Below are 15,960 nucleotides of genomic sequence, written 5' to 3'. Positions count from 1 at the left end.
TACCATCAATGCCCGGGCGCGATGCCTTCACACAACATTTTGCTCGTCAATATCTCTTCCAGCCTGTTATCACCGATTCCAGAAATCCTCACCAGCTGCTCAGGGTGCTCCCAGGGTCGTCCTTCGATGATGGCGTCAGCCCTTGTCGGGCCGATATGGGGGATCTCCAGCAGTGCCTCACTCGTCGCGGAGTTAAGATCGATGCAATAGGGGGAATCGTTGGCCGCTGAGAGTGCATCCAGGTTCTGGGAAGAAAATGGACGCAGTACGAGCTCTGCGCTGCCGAGCGCTACGTAGACCGGAGCATGGTCGGAGATGACGTCCCGGGCCCTGACATGATCAATGCCGAACACCTGTGGGAATGTCAGGATGCCACGCTGGCCGATCTCGAGCTTACCCTCAATCTTCCAGATGTTGTCGTAGAGGTTGGCAAACCTGCCATCCACTGGGCTCAGCGTCGTGGCGCCCTGGGTGATGGCAGGTATTGCCCCCATCGCCCTCAGCGGCTCCCAGCCAGCGTGGTGTGGAGCCAGGTTGAAGTCCCCCATGAGCAGACGGGGGGTGCCCTCGTAAACCTCACCAAGCCATTCCCAGTAGTTTGCCAGGGCCTGGATCTCGGGAAGCCTGTCGCCAACGCTATTGCCGTAGAGAATATGGACGTTGCCCACGGCGAACTCTTGTCCGGTGCGAAGGCTCCGGAACCGCGCCGAGTACGGCTCCCGGGCAAAGGCATCCCGGTCATCGATGTAGACGACTGCCCCGTCCAGATACTCCACGGCGCTGTCGCGCCACAGGAAGGCGTAGTGCTCACGATAGCTACCTCGACCCAGGGCATGACTGGCCATTGATGACCAGGATTCGCCCGAGGCGGTTTCAACCTCTCGTTCGAGCTGTTCCAGCGCTTGCTCGTTCATCAGCTCCTGGATGGCCAGGAAGTCGAAGTGGCCAGCAATATGGGCCACCTTGTCAAACCGCTTGTCATTGTTCCAGCCAAGGTTCTGGATGTTCCAGCTACCCAGCAGGACGTCGGCTACGGCTAAACCTGGCAGGAGCAGCAGCACCATAGCAAGAAGGTGTGTGAGGCGGTGCATGACGGTCTTGTCTCGTTGTTTGGATAGTGGCCATAGGGAAGAGCGAACTGTGCATTACGTCAAGGGGACAGTGGGCAAACCCTAGATACGGAATTAATGTTTTCTACTGAGCCAGCTCCAGTACACAGGTATTCCTGTGACAGTCCATCGATTGTCTGGAGTGGCATCCATGCAGAGACATCTCCACATTTACCGCCGCTGGCTGGCCCTCCTAGCAGTCAGTGCGTCCGTCCTGGCCCCTATTACCGGGCTGGGACAGGGCATCTCCCTTGCCCTGGAACCTGCCCCGCAATTCAGCGACACCGTTGAGGTGTTCACCATCGCCGGCATCCCAGTGACCAATGTGCCACCTGGCACAGCAGTCATTGAGCTCGATGCGCCGGCTCGTCTCGATGCCGAGCTGTCGGAAGGGCTGCCGGCCGATCTGTCCGCGGCAGAGGCGGTCATGCGCGATCGGATGCAGTCCCCGGAATGGAATGACGCCATACGACGCTATGGCGAGCTGCATGTCGGTGTGGCTCGGGCCTGGATGCTGAGGGTGGAGAAGGTGCCCGCAGTGGTCGTGGATGGTGAATTCGTAGTCTATGGCCAACCTGACGTCTCCGCAGCAGTCGCCGAGATTCTCGATACTCGAGGGGAGGTGACACGATGACAATCCGAGTCTCTCGCTTGAGGTGGGCCTTGCTGGTCGGGCTATTGAGCCTGGGAGGAGTGCTCGTTTCACAGCCGACCAAGGCGATTACCACCCCGATGATAGTGCAATCCGCGCTGTCAACGGAGTGCCTGGACTATCGCGTTGTTGGCATATGCGTATGGCTGCGTTGCACCGCATTCGGGTGCAGTATCCGCACGTCGCTCAAGGTCCGTCACTACATCCCTGAGCTGGTGGTCTCCAGCTATGAGAACACCGGGGAAAACCCCTGGACCGAAATCGCGATGGTCTCGCCGCCGCTGGGTAATGCCATGGGCGGCGGTCAGAGTACTTCGGATGCTGAGCCGAATTTCCACGAGCATCTGCGTTTCAAGAATGTCGACGCCATTGGCCATCCCGGCACAGAACTCTTCAACCATTTCGCCAGTGCCTTGGGTTTCACCTGCTCTGGAGCGGCACAGCCGTTCCAGCCGTACTTTGTCTCCACACTCGATGCTTTTGCATGGCGTTCGGGCATTCCTGAATCGGCCTATCCCGAGGCACTGATCCCTGGACGTCGAGAGCTGGGCCAGATGGGAGCGGACCTATGGGGGAATATCTACCCCCGTAGCGGGTTCATCACTCAGGTGCACGATTACAAGGCAGCGGCGCTCATGGCGCAGCGATCGGCCGACATCGTGACCCGGACGGGGCAGCCTCACGTCTACCAGCCGCTGGTTAGCCGGGCCAGGGACGGCCATTGGCCGCCAGGGCCTGTCGTGGAGGGGAATTCAAACCACAAGTGGCAGCACCTGTCACCGAAGCTAAGCCAATCGTGCGTCGTTTGGCCTGACCGCGGTGCCGGTGATACCTACGCCGACCGGTTGGATAGTGGGGGCGATTATGTCTTCGCGTTGTGGCAGCGCTACCGCTGCTGCCAACGCCGCGGACAGACCCTGCTATCTCATACCGGCTCATAGGGAGGGAGACCCACATGAAGCGGCTCTTCTTGCGTTCCATACTGCCTATGGCGGCGGTGATGGTCGTGGCGGTTGGTGATGATGCTGTTGCTCAGTCCGCCGACAACCTCTACTACCAGATTGGTGGTGCGTCACCATTCTCGATCTCGGCTGGCAGGGGCTACAACCCCTATGCCAGAGGGATTGGAGTGCGCTGGAACATGAATGCCACATGCGGGAACTTCGATATCGGAGCTACCGTCAGCAACCAACTCAATGGTGTGACCGATGGCTTTCAGAACCTCATGGGCCAGGTTGTTCAAAATGCCCAGGGTGCTGTGGCATCTCTTCCAGCCATGATTATCCAGCGCGCTAACCCCGGGCTTTACGACCTGCTGAGTAACGGCGTGCTCCAAGGACGCGCCGACTTCAATTCCGCGAAACTCTCATGCGAGAACATGTCCGAGCGCTTGGCTGACATGGCGATGGGACAGGGACTCTTTGATAGGGCTCAGGCCGAGAGTTGGAAGGATTCCGCTCAATCCACCAACGATGTAGTCGCCGCACAACGGCAAGTTGAGCAGACCGGGGGCGACAACGGCTTTACCTGGGTGGGTGGTGAGAAGCGCGGTGGGCGCAACCAGCCACCCATGAGGGTCATCGAGGATACTGCTCGAGCGGGTTACAACCTACTGCATGGGCGCAGCAATACCACGAGCAACGAGCCTGTCGCCGGCGGCGGCGGGGGATGGGGCTCGGTTACCACCAATGATGGTAATTGGATCGGTGGTGGAGGGAACGGCGGGAGTGGCGGCGGAGAGTGTTTCGGTGGCATGTGTACTGTCTGGGGCAGTCCTGCCGAGGCAGCCGAGTGGACCCGTACCGTTGTTGGCGAGGACGAGCTCCAGACGTGTGATGGCTGTGAGGTGCATCAGGCCCAAGCTGGTACAGGCTTGATGCGTGAGCTCGAGAGTGAGCAACAGGAAGTGTACGAAAGGTTGGTTGCTCTGGTGGCCGGCAACGAACCACCTTCTCCCGAGAACCTGCGGGCCGTATCCGCAGGTGAAGGCTTGGTCGTCTCTCGTGGGGTGATCGAGTCTCTGCGGACCGATCCCGAGGCGCAGCTTCTTACGCACCGCTTGGCGAGTGAGATGGCGCTGGCGCGCACGTTGACCAAGGCTCTATGGGCTAGGCGTGCGCTGCTCGCTGGCGCTAGTGATCCAGGTATCGCTGGCAATGACGAGGGAATGTCAGCGCTGGATCGGCGACTTGCGTCCTTGGATCGTGATATCGACACCCTTCAATCAGAAATGGAGGTCCGTCGCGCCTTGGCAGCCAGTGCTGCCGGCACCGCTCTGGAGCGGGCATCTAACCGTGCGGCGTCCTCCAGTCGGAGTGAGACGACACGGCCTGGCGGGATCCTGGATAGCCGCGGCCGCCCGACGAATGGAGAGGGCGAATGAGCCGCTCACGTCACGCATGGTACGACCCCAGGAGATGGCCACCACTGGTCGTGTTCGTGTTCGTCTTGCTGGTCGTGTACATGCTCAGCGGGTTGATTGCGTCAATTGGGCTGCGCATGGCCGGCAGTTTGCGGGCGTGGCAGTCAGTCATGGATAGTGCCGCCCCCTTACTACTGGGGTGGCGAGTAGTGCTCTATGGGGCGATCACCTGGCTTTGGCTCCACCGTTGGAAACCCCGTGTCATGACCCGCATCGCAAACGACAAGGATGGCGGGTTGATGGCCCGCCACAAACTCAAGCGCCTTGAGTTCGCGTCTGCTGGTTTCATTTTGGTGCTCGAGCTAATCAGCGTCACCAAGTGGCTGGGAGGAATCTGATGGAAGGCATGCTTACTGCGCCATTGGTGGCCTTTGATTATTTCTCCAACGCGATGCTCATGCTCGGCTGGTTGGTGAACAATGCAATCTGGAGCGTCATGAATGGTACTGGGCTTGCTGCGGTGCCGTTCATCGCTCTGATCGCTTCGGAATGGTACAGGGCAAGGCAGGAAGGTGATGAGGCAGGGTCTAAGGGGGTCCTTACCATCAATCGTATTGAGACGCGGCTCTACGCCATGGCCCTTATCTTCCTGTTCACCTGTCAGCCGCTCCTGCAACTGCAGCTAACTACGTCCGACTTGGATGCGCGACGCAGCCAGGAATGTGGAACTCGGCAGTTTGCGAGCGGGCAATGGGGTGAATCGACGCTCAACACGATCGATGGCCAAATCCCACGAATTCCTGTCTGGTGGGCCTTTGTCCATGCGGTGTCCCACGGCATGACCGGGGCCGCCATCGCCGCTATTCCATGCAGCACAGACTATCATTCGATCCGCACCGAGCTTGACCTAAACAGTATTGAGGATTCGGTCCTGCAGCGGGAAGTTGGAGAGTTCCAACTGGCTTGCTTTGGCCCCGCACGCAATCGGCTCTACCAGCAGACTGGGAGCGTCGATAGCAGCCGTGCCCAGGATGTCGATTGGATTGGTAGTCGCTATTTCCAAGACACACCTGGCTACTACGACAGTTTCTACGCCAACCGGCCGGTGTCTGGCTTCCCTTACGATGCCAACCGCGACATGTCACGACCGAATACGGGGCCTGGTCAACCAGGCTATCCAACGTGCCGGGAGTGGTGGTCAACCGCTGATGTCGGCCTTCGTGCGAGATTGTACGACCAGGTCGATCCAAGGTTCTGGGACAGCTTCCGCAGTGTGTTCACTAGCAACGAAGCTCAGGACTATGTGATCCGTCGGTTGGTAAGCCCCAGATCCGGAGCGGCGAATGGAAACCTGGATCAGACCGTTGTGGGCTATCGTGATCTTGGCGGGGATGGAAACTGGGATTGGATCTTTCAGACCCTCACCACTGCCGGTGGCGCTGTAGGGGGCGCTACCGCCATGCTGCCGATGGCAGCGGGGATGGACATGGTTAAGCAGTCCCTGCCGATGGTGCAGGCGATCCTAATCATGGCCATGGTGATCTGCCTACCGTTCATCCTGGTGATCTCTGGCTACTCCTACAAGGCAGCGGGCATGGCAACCTTTGGTCTGTTCGCCACCTGGTTCCTGACATTCTGGTGGGAACTGGCTCGATGGATCGATTCCAGAGCTATCGACCTACTCTATAGCAGCGATGCGGCCAAGATCAGCTGGCTGGCAGCAGTCAACAATGCTTATGACTGGCTTGTGCTGCAGTTCGTTCAGGCGATGATGTTCTTGGTGCTGCCGGCGATTTGGATGGGTGTGCTGGGCTGGGCAGGAATACGCGCTGGACAGGCCGTAGGCAGCAGCCTTGATACCGGCAGTAAGAAGTCTCAAGCGGCTGGTGAGCAAGGGGGGAGACAAACGCAGTCAAAGGCGACTGGTGGAAAAGTATAACGAGGCGATGGAGAGATAGGGCCAGAGTTTTCTGGCCTTATTCATCGTCATCTACTCGGAAGGGCCCATGGTAGTAACCGGGGCCATCAATACCGTTTCGGCAACTCCACCCTTCCCACTCTTCATCCACTTCCTCTTTTGAGGCAGCATCTGGCGGGGGGGATGCCAGCGTCTTCGATGCCCCTGCAACTGCCGCCCCGGCGGCGGCACCAAGCGTCCACAGCAGCCCCTTGGACCCAGTGTCGCGATTCCCAAACAATAGAGCAGAGGTGAAGGCAGCAGAACCTTTGAGTAACCGCTTGGTGGACTGAAGGGTGTCGTTCTGATTGTTCCCGTTGGCCATGGCATCCTCCCATGGTGTTCTCAATGGCGTCCCCAGTGAGCGTAAGAGTGCAAAGGGGTTTGCAAAGAGCGTAGCACGGTTCACGCGGGGGGACGAGGTGGCTGACACTATATGTGGTGATTAGTCAACTCAGATCTACTACCAGATCTTGTGTTATCCCCCGGCGTGACCTGCACCTGGCGGGTTCAACTACGTTATTCGTTCGATCCAACGCTTCAGTGTCCATCTCACTGGCCTCGAGACGGCAAACTCCCAGTCCCTGCGAATCTCCTGCAGGTTCTTTTCGCGCGCCTTGAGCTCCCAGCGTTGGTCCCGGATCTGTCCCAATGCCTTGGCCAGGAACCGCTCCAGGGGGATCTCCTGGATGTTTTGCTGCCAGCGGTCGACGGTATTAAGCTCCCGCACCTTCATGGGTTGCGAGACGCCCGCCTCGTGTTCGCTCGTCTCGTAGTCGAACCGTATACCGAACTGCTCGTAGAAGCGATTCCGTCGCTTTCGGTTGTCAGCCGAGGCCTGTCCTGCAAGCAACTTGATCTGACAGACTTCAGCCTCGGGCCACTGCTGTGCCCAGGCGATGATCTCATTCTGCAGGTAGGTTCCCAGCTTGTGGCCCGCTAGCCAACTTGGATCGACAACGACATAGCCGCCCTCATGGACGGAGGTGCTGGACAGCCTAACCAACTCTTCATTGCTTCCCCAGTCACGGTGGTAACAGGCGCTGAACTCGCCACCCTCTACGTGATGCAAAGTCGGGTCTTCATGGATGACCTGGTACGTCAGCGAAATCGAGGCCTCGCAAACCTTCCCCTCGTACCTTTCAGCCTTCTCGGTTCGCTCAACCAGAAGAAAGACGGGACCCTGATCTTTCCGGCCGACCTCGAGCACTTGAATGGAGGGTTTGGCTGGCCGGCGAGCACCCCATTCGATATCTAGGGACGGAATCAGGCTCATGTTCAGGCATTCACGGCTTTCTTGAGGGTCTGCCCAGCTTTGAATGCTGGGGAGGTCGTCGCTGGAATCTCGATATCAGCCCCTGTTTGCGGGTTACGCCCGGTCCACCCGGCACGCTGACGGGCTTCGAACGTCTGGAATCCTGGCAGGGTCACCTTATCCCCTTGCGACAGGGTGTCCGTAACGGTAGCGATGAACGCGTTGAGACAGCGGTTGGCTTGAGCATGCGACAGGTCCGCGAAGGCCGCAACCTGCTTTACAAGATCCTTCTTGTTCATGAAACACGACTCACCATAGATGACCTGGGCTCCCGGACGGTATCAGCGGTACCTGTAGGTTACAGAGTCAGTCACTCTTGTGGCAATCGCGAGGGCACCCCTGGAAGGCGCTGATGAAGGAATGGGAAACCCAGAGGGAAAGGGGAAAAGGCCCAAAGGGGGTAATGGAATGGGTAGGACAAGGGGAAGGGGCTTACCCGAGAAAGACGGGGTTGTGCGGGGTACCACAAAGGCTGAAAGGACAAAGGGCTGCTCCCGTCCATATCCCTCGTGCTGCTGCTGCCCGAAATTGGTGCATCCATGAACCACATTCTTAACGAACGTGACTCGATTCAGTCGCCATCGCTCTCATGAACCCTTCCTTGAGGATCCCTTCGTCACCCATCGGTTACCTAGCTTCATGAGTGATGTACATAAATTTATGTGTAAAACACATTTTTTTGTGTGCATACTTCCGGTTTCTGTTATGGTATTTTCATGACCTATCAAGAGTTCCTGCGGCAACTCGGCAAGGCGGGACTCACGGTGAAGGAGTTCAGCGAGCTGGTTGGAATGAACCGCAATTCAGTCTCCAACTACGCTGGGCGGACCTCGGTTCCGACCCATCTGGCGGTCATTTCAAAGCTGATGGGCGAGATGGCGGAGCAGGGCATCGACTTCAGAAAGACACTCGCGGGGCTGGAAGCAGTCCCGAAGAAGCCAAGAGGCGCAAGCAGGAACCGCCGTTTGGCCGAAATGCAAGACAGAGGTGATGGAACAGTGAGCAGGACGAAAGGTGATCAGGATGAGTAGCATCGAGCTTTTCGCCGGGGCTGGTGGCCTCGCGATGGGCATGGCCCGCGCAGGGTTCCAACACTCAGCAGTGGTTGAGTGGGACGACGATGCCTGTCAGACCATCCGAGAGAACCGGACCCACTACGATTCTCATGGAGAGGATTTCGTTCTCTTCGAGGGTGACGCAAGGCAATTCGACCTGACACCGTACGCCGGAAGGGTGGAAGTTATCTCAGGCGGCCCGCCGTGTCAGCCGTTCTCCTTGGGCGGCAAGCACAGAGGCAACCTAGATGAGCGGGACATGTTCCCCACAGCGGTGCAAGCCGTCCACAAGACGATGCCTCGCGCCTTCATCTTCGAGAACGTCAAAGGGTTGCTCCGTCAGAGCTTCGCCAGCTACTTCGAGTACACGTATCTCCAGCTCAGCCATCCCGAGGTAGTGAAGCGTCAGGGCGAGTCCTGGGAAGAACACCTTGCCCGCCTCGAAGGCCTCCACACGTCTGGCAAGCAGCCGACCTACAATGTCGTCTTCCGGCTCTTGAACGCTGCCGACTACGGCGTTCCCCAGAAGCGTGAACGGGTGTTCCTCGTCGGCTTCCGCTCAGACCTGGGCATTGAGTGGTCATTTCCAGAGCCCACTCACTCCGATGTGGAGCTGCTCCGCGCAAAGTGGGTCACCGGGGAGTATTGGGAGCGTCATCGAATCGCCAAAAAGAACCGCCCAGCGATTCCGGAGAGGATGAGGAACCGCATCAAGCGCCTCGCCACAGAGGAACGAGAGGTTACCAACCGTTTGCCTTGGATGACCGTGAGGGATGCTATCAGCGACCTTCCCGACCCCGAGAAGCCATCTCTCTTCACGATTCCAAACCATGTGTTTACCCCTGGGGCCAGGATCTACAAGGGCCACACCGGGAGCCCATACGACGAGCCCTCGAAGACTCTCAAGGCTGGTGCGCATGGCGTGCCAGGCGGAGAGAACATGCTAGTCCGCGATGATGGCTCCGTGCGGTACTTCACCGTCCGTGAGGCCGCAAGGCTCCAGACCTTCCCAGACGAGTACATCTTCCACGGCGCCTGGGGCGAGACCATGCGCCAGCTTGGTAATGCCGTCCCAGTGAAGCTCGCTGAGGTTGTGGCCAACTCAGTCGCCAAGGTGCTGCATGAGGTGAACTGACCCAAGCCGGTTTCAAAAACGTAAAGGGAGTGGCATAGTTACCTTTTTTCTAGAGAGGTTGTCTATGCCATCGCGCGGTTATATCGAAGAGTTAGAGTTCGATCTCCCTACCAAACTCCTAGAAGAATTGGTGAAGCTTTTTGATGAAATGACAGAGGGTCCCCTCGACACCTCCACCATATCGTCTAGCGTAAAAGAAGAGCAGGGTGTTTACCAATTGTTCAAGGATGGTGAGCTTGTCTATATCGGCAAAACTGACTCTGATGCTGGCCTAAAAAGGCGCTTGCTACGTCACTCTAAGAAAATCCAGTCTCGCAATAATCTAGATGTCGAACAAGTTGGCTTCAAAGCAATACGCGTCTACGTTTTCACAGCCATGGACTTGGAAGGCTTGCTTATCAAGCACTACAGAGAAAAAGGCATTCGCCCAGGTTGGCAACATAGCGGATTCGGCTCAAATGATCCAGGCAGAGAACGTGACTCTACAGAAGTTAAGGACGATAGCTTCGACGCCCTATACCCAATTAACTTAGATGAAGTGGTAATCCTGGAGTCTGATAGTAATACAATGAAAGTGGCAGACCTTTTGACACAGATGAAGAATCAGCTTCATTACAACATTCGATTCCAGACCGAGCCGCCCAGGAGCAGAAATCCACACCCAGAACTGAAAGAAAAGGAAGTAACTGTCGACTCGCTTGAAGGAACCACTTTCCAGTACCTCCAAAGAGCAAAGCGGGCACTTGGAGATAGCTGGAGAATTATGACCCTGCCTGGCTATGTTATCATATATAAAAATGATAGAAGGAAGATTCCATCTGGTACAATAGTGGAAGCGGACTAGCCCTTCACTTCATCCAAAAACTCCGAAATTTTTAACAGCAAGCTATTGGGGCTCTTCAATTCACATTCCCAAATGACGAGCACGGCCCAGCCCATCTCTTGTAGGCGCTCCTCGTTCCTCTTGTCCCTCTCTCGGTTGGCTTCAAGCTTGGGCAGCCAGAAATCCAACCGGGACTTCGGTAGTCTAGCCAGAGGGCACCCCTCATGGCGATGCCAAAAGCAGCCATGCACGAAGATGACCTTCCTGCGCCCCTTGAACACCAAGTCAGGTTTCCCTGGCAGCTTCTTTCCGTGTAAGCGATACCGATAGCCCGCCCCATGGACGAGTCGCCTTACCGTCATCTCAGGGCCGGTGTCCTTGTTCCGCACCTTGCCCATAATTTTGCTGCGAGTCTCTCGATCAACTGAGTCGACCATAGAAGCTCCAGCTGTCGGCGACAGAAGCGGCCGGCGCCTCAAGCGCCAGCCACAGGGTAGCTTCTGCTGATACTTTGAAGCTAAGCACGCCTGTCCGGCAGCCCTTCCGACAGCTCAATAATCCTCGTGATCGTAGCTCATTATGGCGTCGTTGGCCTCAAGATCGCCTTCGACCACCTCCAGTCGGATATCATCAAGCCAAAAGTCGCCAAAAACCGCGTTTCCATCCTCAACACTGAGAGTCACCTCGATATCGTTTTCGAGATCCTTGAAGAGGAAGCTGGCATCTGTTTCTCCACCATCCTCCCATGAAAAGGCCTCACCCTCGAGGTTAAATGTATGTTCCGGCTGCCCCGGCACCTGCAAGGTAATTGTGCCCTTTAGCCCTGGATTCATGCTCTGCCTCCTTACCCTGGGGCATGACGCGCCCCGTTGAAGGTTAGCGCACGCACTGCCGCGCCCCTGCTCGCCGGCTCTCGCTTGTAGGCTCTTTGAGCACCGGCCCTTACGCTAAGGTTGCCATGTCACGATCTTTTCGACACCTCTCTACCGTGCATAGGCACAGACACCCACTTGCTCAATTTAGCAGACCACCCGGGAAAGGAAGCCACTGTCTTATCCCCTGGCGCTCAACCACGCCGGCATCGGCTAGTCGACCTTCGCAGCCGACAAGCCCTGGCCACTGCTTGAGATCAAGCGCCATTTCATGGCGGGACGCAAGACGACCGGCAGTGAGCCCAGCCGGAGCAGACGGTGGAGCTAGGGGATGACCGAGGTTGTGGATGGTGGCTACAGGTGAGACGGACACCATGCAATGCCCCCCCCTTATCAGCACCAGTCAACGCGAGCACGGTGCTGGCAGCCAGTGATGGAGCGAAGAGAAACAACGGGTGGGGATAAGCTGTGGACAATCTATGTTCAGCAACAAGAAATTGAAAAACAGGGTCCTTCAAGTGGACAAAAAGCTTTTGGAGCCAAAGCTCGTGACCCTGCCCTAGCATCAGTTTGTTCTCGAGCACGGTTTGTGTACTGGTAGCGAGTTTGCTAGTGCTCGGCCCGGCCGCACGGCCGGGCTCGCTTGTTAAAGCGCCCTTGCCGCAGGCAGCTCATCCCAGCGCGTCGAGTAGCGCTGAGTGAGGTTAGCACAGCGCAGATGCCACGCCGCTCCTGGGCTGGGGGTGCCCAATTTAATCGTTCCACGGCCCATCCTGCTGTTCAGTTCATCCATCACGCTCATTAGTTTGGCGCTGCGCTGCCGTTCGGCGTCGGTTTGGGGCGTATCCAGCAGCGAGAGCTGCTGCCGATCAGCGTCGATCAGGTCCAGCAGCATCACGCCACCTTTCTGATACAAATAGCCTTTGCGGTAGATCCGCTTCAAGGCCTGGCCGGCAGTGTGCAAGATTTCGCGGCTGTCGGCCGTGGGGCAGGGCAGTTCGAGCACCAGGCTCGGTGAGTACTGTTGCAAATCCTCGCGGAACGGATTGGTCTTCAGAAACACCAGCACTGCCTTGGCCAATCCATTCTGCCGGCGCAGTTTCTCGGCGCCACGCTGGCCGTGCTGTCGGATCGCCTCGCGTATCTCGTTGATGTCGTCGGTGAGTTTGCCGAAGCTGCGGCTGGTCATGATGCGCTGGCGGGCTTCGTCGAAGTCGTTCATTTCGATGCAGGACACGCCGCGCAGCTCCAGGGCGGTGCGCTCCAAGGTGACCGAGAAGCGGCGGCGGATCTCCTTCGGGTTCGCCTGGGCAAGGTCCCAGGCGCTTTTGATGCCCATCACGGCCAGGCGCTCGACGAGCCGGCGGCCGACGCCCCAGACGTCGCCCAGCTCGATCTTCTTCAGCAATACCTGGGTTTCCCTGCTGTTGGGCTGCAGCACACATACGCCCTGGTAGGTGGCGATCTTCTTGGCCGCACGGTTCGCCAGTTTTGCGAGTGTTCGCGTGGGCGCGACACCGACGCAGACCGGAATGCCAGTGAACTGACGCACCTTGTGGTGCAGCTGCCGGGCGTGCTCGAGTAGCTGCGCCGACTCGAAACCGTCGAACCTGACGAACATCTCGTCAATGCTGTAGGGCTCGACGCCTGCGGAGAACTCCTGGAGCACCTCTTGCACACGGGCAGACATGTCACCGTACAACTCATAGTTCGAGGACAGTAGGTGGATCTGCCTGCGGCGTACCAGGTGCTGAAGCTCAAATGCGGGCGTGCCCATTTTGACACCGAGGGCTTTGAGTTCCGTAGAAAGTGCGATGACGCAGCCATCATTGTTAGACATCACGCCCACAGGCAGCCCGCGTAGCCGCGGCTGAAAGACACGCTCGCAGCTGACGTAGAACGAATTGCAGTCCACTAGGCCGATCATACGGCGTACTCGTGAATCACAGAGCGGACAACGCCCCAGACCTGACAGTCGAGGTTCTCGAGGGGGATCGGGGCATAGCGAGGGTTGCCCGAGCACAGACAAGGCTGGCCACTGCGTATCTCGTAGCGCTTGACCGTGATCTCGCCGTCCACGAGCGCAACCAGGATATGGCCCGGCCGAGGATCGATGGAGCGATCGACCACCAACAAGTCGCCACCTTGGATACCCAGCTTGATCATTGAATCTCCGATCACCGCCAGGAAGAAGGTGGCGGCCGGGCGCTTTACGAATCGCTCGTTGAGGTCAAGCGTTCGTCCCTCATAGTCCTGTGCCGGTGATGGGAAGCCCGAGAGACCGGCACGGCCAAGGACCAGCGGGTACGGCAAGGCAAGTGCCGGTGCAGCATCAACGGCACGACCTAGGATTTGCAATTGGACGGTCATAGCGTCGTCCTTGCCCGCCACTCCACAAGGGCGCTTCCGTCGGACTGACGTGTCACCGTGGCTGCGCCACCCTGCGTAATCGACGTCAGGGTTTTCTCCCATTCCACAGCGCTCTCGCCGGGCTGCCGTTCAAGTATGAGATGCTTCGATCTAGCTGGAGGTGTCACCGCCTTGGGTTTCTTGGCCATGATGGGTCTCCTGTTTTCCCGATACTGATATTTATACAGCATTGCCGGGAAGATTCGCCAGCGGTGTAAGTCATATCGTACAAAACTGATGGAAAAACGCTTACAGAAATCCACCTGACGGGAGTGAGCCCAGATGCCACGCTGAGTGATGTGTCAGGGATCGATGCGCAACGGGATGGGCCCGGCCGAGGAGCGGCCGGGCCTTTTGCGTGTCTGGGCGGCTGCTGGCGCGGGATACTCAACGGCTGGGGCTGGGATCCGTTAGACAATCGCCGATTTGTCAGACAGTGAGGGGCGTAGTGCGCTGATGCGGAAGGGAAACGGCGATGGTGCAGCTCTACCATTGAGCTACACCCTCGAGTGCGTCAAGGCTTGGGATTTTGCAGACGCTCTATGATGCGGTCCTTGGCTCTGATCTCGTTTTGCAGATCAACAATTTCCTGCTTAAGCCTCTTGTTGTTTTCGCTCCATGCGTACCAGATCGGTGGCATGATGAAGAGAAGTAGAATAGCCCAGGCAAGCAAATCCATGCGCAAGATCCCCTATGGTTCCGAGTTCATCCGCGAGGCTTGGCCGATGTGGCCACACCTAGAGCAACGGTATGCAACATTGGTAGATCCATCCAGGCCACGGCCGCGCTCGAACTCGGAGAGATGGCTTTCATCGCGCACGGTTTCGGAAGCGCCACATGGACACGTAATGGTGATCTCATCGGGGCTTTCGACGATATTGAACATGGCAGTCCCTCCCGACTGGCAGATCCCAATCATGCCGCAAAATCTCGCCGGAGCGCCAGTAGCCACATTAGCTTAGAACTGTATACGCTTCCAGTTGTAAGGGTGGGTGTCGCTTGTGCGGCAAAGGTTAGGCGAGCGCAGGCATCCAGTTTTGTTGATAGACTTCGAGCAGCTTCTACTTGCTGACACGAAGCCTCTGCCTCAGGCGCTTTACGTATGGGCCGTCCACCATGTCTTCAGGACTAAGATCCAATGCACAATTTGCTATAGTGGCAAGTGTATTGTCAGTCAGCCGAAAGGCTGTAGGAAGAAGCCCATGGATGCTTTCTTGATGCTCCTCAATACCTGCAAACAAAGCTTTGAAAAAGTCAGCTAATGATGATCTTGCTCCTGTAGTGGCAGCAGCAGTGAGGGGGTCAGTGGCTTCGATGGTAGCCTGTTCAGCATCATCAGCTAAAGCTTCTAGAAAACCTGGCAAGGTCGGCCAATATTTAAGATCGTATTGATAGCGAAGCCGATCAAGTGATTCTGAAACATAGCTTTCAAAGAGATAATTCTCTTCACCCGCATTGGCTACTGGGTCCAGAATGTGGACGAATGTGCCGCTTGTGAAGCCGGAAGAGTTATGAAGTTCGGATCGGATCTCAAGGAGCGATGCCAGCTCGTAAGCCATATCTGCAACCTTTTTATTGAGAGTCACTAGCTCGGCGCGAGCCCGCCGTGCCGCAGCGATCTGCTCCGGATTCCAGAACGCAGCCGTGCTCAAAATAATCCCTAAGAATAGCTTAATAGAGCGGGAATTTTGGTGCAATTTAATGTAAATCTCATCATAGGCTTCTCTCAGCTCAACACTGCGGGCGAGCAGCCGTTCCGCGACTGCAGTTTCACTTGGATAGATGCCCTCTTCGGTATTGTATCGCTTTTCCTCAATCAAGATGAGCTCGCAAATATCACTTGGACTAGGCTGACGTTGCTTCATATGACATTTCTCGGGTGACTGTACCTGATCGAAATATATGGCAAAAGAGTAGCTGCGTCGGCACCTGAAGGAACGTTTTTGGGAAGCTTACAGGTACCTGATAGCCTTTTGGCAACTGGGCACATGACGCCTGGCTGCTAAAAAATCGAGCGGCGGCCTGTAGCCGATAGGTGTGTTTGTGATCGATTACCAAGCCCACCTGGCGCAACAGCGAATGCAGCAGTAAGCATCTTTAGCCGGGATAGCAGGTTTCCAAGCCATGCAGTTGAGCCCAAAAACGGCTCCTCGTCACGCGCTCAACCTCACTGATCTCACCAGACCCAGTGCCGGTTGGCTTCTCACTGGCCGGTCACCAGGAGCTTAATAGACGCAGCTTCTAACAAAGCTGTGAAAAAACTTTCTTTCA

General features: G+C 57.1%; 19 protein-coding genes. 8 read left to right on the top strand and 11 right to left on the bottom strand.

Annotated elements, in window-relative coordinates:
- Window positions 1-5 precede the first annotated feature (5 nt).
- Window positions 6-1,091, bottom strand: a complete 1,086-nt coding sequence (locus HOP53_RS20925; RefSeq protein WP_234271801.1) for a helix-hairpin-helix domain-containing protein — start codon at window positions 1,089-1,091, stop codon at window positions 6-8.
- A gap of 169 nt (window positions 1,092-1,260) precedes the next feature.
- Between HOP53_RS20925 and HOP53_RS20920 the strand changes: the two genes are divergently transcribed.
- The 5 genes from HOP53_RS20920 to HOP53_RS20900 are packed head-to-tail and all read left to right on the top strand — an operon-like array spanning window position 1,261 to window position 6,062.
- On the top strand, window positions 1,261-1,743 hold the full coding sequence (locus HOP53_RS20920; protein ID WP_234271800.1) for a TIGR03757 family integrating conjugative element protein: 483 nt from the start codon (window positions 1,261-1,263) through the stop codon (window positions 1,741-1,743).
- Window positions 1,740-2,702 (top strand): TIGR03756 family integrating conjugative element protein, encoded by a 963-nt coding sequence (locus HOP53_RS20915; protein WP_234271799.1) that lies wholly within the window; start codon window positions 1,740-1,742, stop codon window positions 2,700-2,702. The genes HOP53_RS20920 and HOP53_RS20915 overlap by 4 nt, the downstream gene beginning before the upstream one ends.
- Before the next feature lie 14 nt (window positions 2,703-2,716).
- Window positions 2,717-4,144: an integrating conjugative element protein gene (locus HOP53_RS20910; protein ID WP_234271798.1), complete on the top strand. Its 1,428-nt coding sequence runs from the start codon at window positions 2,717-2,719 to the stop codon at window positions 4,142-4,144.
- The gene (locus HOP53_RS20905; RefSeq protein WP_234271797.1) at window positions 4,141-4,521 is read left to right on the top strand and encodes a hypothetical protein; all 381 of its coding nucleotides are present in this window, start codon (window positions 4,141-4,143) and stop codon (window positions 4,519-4,521) included. Before HOP53_RS20910 ends, HOP53_RS20905 begins: the two co-directional genes overlap by 4 nt.
- Window positions 4,521-6,062 (top strand): conjugal transfer protein TraG N-terminal domain-containing protein, encoded by a 1,542-nt coding sequence (locus tag HOP53_RS20900; RefSeq protein ID WP_234271796.1) that lies wholly within the window; start codon window positions 4,521-4,523, stop codon window positions 6,060-6,062. The genes HOP53_RS20905 and HOP53_RS20900 overlap by 1 nt, the downstream gene beginning before the upstream one ends.
- Before the next feature lie 37 nt (window positions 6,063-6,099).
- Here the strand turns inward: HOP53_RS20900 and HOP53_RS20895 are convergent, their stop codons facing one another.
- The 3 genes from HOP53_RS20895 to HOP53_RS20885 all read right to left on the bottom strand — a co-directional run bounded on the left by HOP53_RS20895 (window position 6,100) and on the right by HOP53_RS20885 (window position 7,634).
- Entirely contained in the window at window positions 6,100-6,405 is a 306-nt protein-coding gene (locus HOP53_RS20895) for a hypothetical protein (protein ID WP_234271795.1), read from the bottom strand.
- 189 nt (window positions 6,406-6,594) lie between these two features.
- On the bottom strand, window positions 6,595-7,356 hold the full coding sequence (locus tag HOP53_RS20890) for a hypothetical protein (protein WP_234271794.1): 762 nt from the start codon (window positions 7,354-7,356) through the stop codon (window positions 6,595-6,597).
- Between the two features lie 2 nt (window positions 7,357-7,358).
- On the bottom strand, window positions 7,359-7,634 hold the full coding sequence (locus HOP53_RS20885) for an HU family DNA-binding protein (protein WP_234271793.1): 276 nt from the start codon (window positions 7,632-7,634) through the stop codon (window positions 7,359-7,361).
- Between the two features lie 477 nt (window positions 7,635-8,111).
- Here HOP53_RS20885 and HOP53_RS20880 point away from each other — a divergent pair, with 477 nt between their 5' ends.
- The 3 genes from HOP53_RS20880 (at window position 8,112) to HOP53_RS20870 (ending at window position 10,429) form a co-directional block, all read left to right on the top strand.
- Window positions 8,112-8,426 (top strand): XRE family transcriptional regulator, encoded by a 315-nt coding sequence (locus tag HOP53_RS20880; RefSeq protein WP_234271792.1) that lies wholly within the window; start codon window positions 8,112-8,114, stop codon window positions 8,424-8,426.
- Window positions 8,419-9,585, top strand: coding sequence for a DNA cytosine methyltransferase (locus HOP53_RS20875; RefSeq protein WP_234271791.1), 1,167 nt, complete (start codon window positions 8,419-8,421; stop codon window positions 9,583-9,585). The genes HOP53_RS20880 and HOP53_RS20875 overlap by 8 nt, the downstream gene beginning before the upstream one ends.
- A gap of 64 nt (window positions 9,586-9,649) precedes the next feature.
- Complete coding sequence (locus HOP53_RS20870; RefSeq protein WP_234271790.1) at window positions 9,650-10,429, top strand: GIY-YIG nuclease family protein; 780 nt, start codon at window positions 9,650-9,652, stop codon at window positions 10,427-10,429.
- On the opposite strand, the gene HOP53_RS20865 is transcribed toward HOP53_RS20870, so the two are convergent.
- The 7 genes from HOP53_RS20865 to HOP53_RS20840 all read right to left on the bottom strand — a co-directional run bounded on the left by HOP53_RS20865 (window position 10,426) and on the right by HOP53_RS20840 (window position 15,554).
- Complete coding sequence (locus tag HOP53_RS20865; protein WP_234271789.1) at window positions 10,426-10,845, bottom strand: very short patch repair endonuclease; 420 nt, start codon at window positions 10,843-10,845, stop codon at window positions 10,426-10,428. The two genes, HOP53_RS20870 and HOP53_RS20865, sit on opposite strands and share 4 nt — an antisense overlap.
- A 114-nt stretch (window positions 10,846-10,959) precedes the next feature.
- Window positions 10,960-11,241 carry a hypothetical protein gene (locus tag HOP53_RS20860; RefSeq protein WP_234271788.1) on the bottom strand — a complete coding sequence of 94 codons (282 nt, stop codon included), beginning with the start codon at window positions 11,239-11,241 and terminating at the stop codon, window positions 10,960-10,962.
- Between the two features lie 685 nt (window positions 11,242-11,926).
- The gene (locus tag HOP53_RS20855; RefSeq protein ID WP_234271787.1) at window positions 11,927-13,207 is read right to left on the bottom strand and encodes a Y-family DNA polymerase; all 1,281 of its coding nucleotides are present in this window, start codon (window positions 13,205-13,207) and stop codon (window positions 11,927-11,929) included.
- Complete coding sequence (locus HOP53_RS20850) at window positions 13,204-13,650, bottom strand: LexA family protein (RefSeq protein ID WP_234271786.1); 447 nt, start codon at window positions 13,648-13,650, stop codon at window positions 13,204-13,206. Before HOP53_RS20850 ends, HOP53_RS20855 begins: the two co-directional genes overlap by 4 nt.
- Complete coding sequence (locus tag HOP53_RS21745; RefSeq protein ID WP_422677632.1) at window positions 13,647-13,838, bottom strand: DUF1654 domain-containing protein; 192 nt, start codon at window positions 13,836-13,838, stop codon at window positions 13,647-13,649. The genes HOP53_RS20850 and HOP53_RS21745 overlap by 4 nt, the downstream gene beginning before the upstream one ends.
- 365 nt (window positions 13,839-14,203) lie before the next feature.
- Window positions 14,204-14,368: a hypothetical protein gene (locus HOP53_RS20845; RefSeq protein WP_234271785.1), complete on the bottom strand. Its 165-nt coding sequence runs from the start codon at window positions 14,366-14,368 to the stop codon at window positions 14,204-14,206.
- Window positions 14,369-14,750: 382 nt separating this feature from the next.
- A complete protein-coding gene (locus tag HOP53_RS20840; protein ID WP_234271784.1) occupies window positions 14,751-15,554 on the bottom strand; it encodes a hypothetical protein in 804 nt (267 codons plus the stop codon).
- Between the last annotated feature and the right edge of the window lie 406 nt (window positions 15,555-15,960).

Origin of the sequence: Billgrantia ethanolica (assembly GCF_021404305.1) — a bacterium.
Taxonomy (GTDB): Bacteria; Pseudomonadota; Gammaproteobacteria; order Pseudomonadales; family Halomonadaceae; genus Halomonas; species Halomonas ethanolica.
Note: the sequence above shows the minus strand (reverse complement) of the source record. Positions and strands in the feature narration are given on the sequence as shown.

What these genes read in the sequence shown, in the direction of transcription:
- HOP53_RS20925 (WP_234271801.1), bottom strand. Translation starts at nt 1,091, where the DNA reads ATGCACCGCCTCACACACCTTCTTGCTATGGTGCTGCTGCTCCTGCCA.
- HOP53_RS20920 (WP_234271800.1), top strand. Translation starts at nt 1,261, where the DNA reads ATGCAGAGACATCTCCACATTTACCGCCGCTGGCTGGCCCTCCTAGCA.
- HOP53_RS20915 (WP_234271799.1), top strand. Translation starts at nt 1,740, where the DNA reads ATGACAATCCGAGTCTCTCGCTTGAGGTGGGCCTTGCTGGTCGGGCTA.
- HOP53_RS20910 (WP_234271798.1), top strand. Translation starts at nt 2,717, where the DNA reads ATGAAGCGGCTCTTCTTGCGTTCCATACTGCCTATGGCGGCGGTGATG.
- HOP53_RS20905 (WP_234271797.1), top strand. Translation starts at nt 4,141, where the DNA reads ATGAGCCGCTCACGTCACGCATGGTACGACCCCAGGAGATGGCCACCA.
- HOP53_RS20900 (WP_234271796.1), top strand. Translation starts at nt 4,521, where the DNA reads ATGGAAGGCATGCTTACTGCGCCATTGGTGGCCTTTGATTATTTCTCC.
- HOP53_RS20895 (WP_234271795.1), bottom strand. Translation starts at nt 6,405, where the DNA reads ATGGCCAACGGGAACAATCAGAACGACACCCTTCAGTCCACCAAGCGG.
- HOP53_RS20890 (WP_234271794.1), bottom strand. Translation starts at nt 7,356, where the DNA reads ATGAGCCTGATTCCGTCCCTAGATATCGAATGGGGTGCTCGCCGGCCA.
- HOP53_RS20885 (WP_234271793.1), bottom strand. Translation starts at nt 7,634, where the DNA reads ATGAACAAGAAGGATCTTGTAAAGCAGGTTGCGGCCTTCGCGGACCTG.
- HOP53_RS20880 (WP_234271792.1), top strand. Translation starts at nt 8,112, where the DNA reads ATGACCTATCAAGAGTTCCTGCGGCAACTCGGCAAGGCGGGACTCACG.
- HOP53_RS20875 (WP_234271791.1), top strand. Translation starts at nt 8,419, where the DNA reads ATGAGTAGCATCGAGCTTTTCGCCGGGGCTGGTGGCCTCGCGATGGGC.
- HOP53_RS20870 (WP_234271790.1), top strand. Translation starts at nt 9,650, where the DNA reads ATGCCATCGCGCGGTTATATCGAAGAGTTAGAGTTCGATCTCCCTACC.
- HOP53_RS20865 (WP_234271789.1), bottom strand. Translation starts at nt 10,845, where the DNA reads ATGGTCGACTCAGTTGATCGAGAGACTCGCAGCAAAATTATGGGCAAG.
- HOP53_RS20860 (WP_234271788.1), bottom strand. Translation starts at nt 11,241, where the DNA reads ATGAATCCAGGGCTAAAGGGCACAATTACCTTGCAGGTGCCGGGGCAG.
- HOP53_RS20855 (WP_234271787.1), bottom strand. Translation starts at nt 13,207, where the DNA reads ATGATCGGCCTAGTGGACTGCAATTCGTTCTACGTCAGCTGCGAGCGT.
- HOP53_RS20850 (WP_234271786.1), bottom strand. Translation starts at nt 13,650, where the DNA reads ATGACCGTCCAATTGCAAATCCTAGGTCGTGCCGTTGATGCTGCACCG.
- HOP53_RS21745 (WP_422677632.1), bottom strand. Translation starts at nt 13,838, where the DNA reads ATGGCCAAGAAACCCAAGGCGGTGACACCTCCAGCTAGATCGAAGCAT.
- HOP53_RS20845 (WP_234271785.1), bottom strand. Translation starts at nt 14,368, where the DNA reads ATGGATTTGCTTGCCTGGGCTATTCTACTTCTCTTCATCATGCCACCG.
- HOP53_RS20840 (WP_234271784.1), bottom strand. Translation starts at nt 15,554, where the DNA reads ATGAAGCAACGTCAGCCTAGTCCAAGTGATATTTGCGAGCTCATCTTG.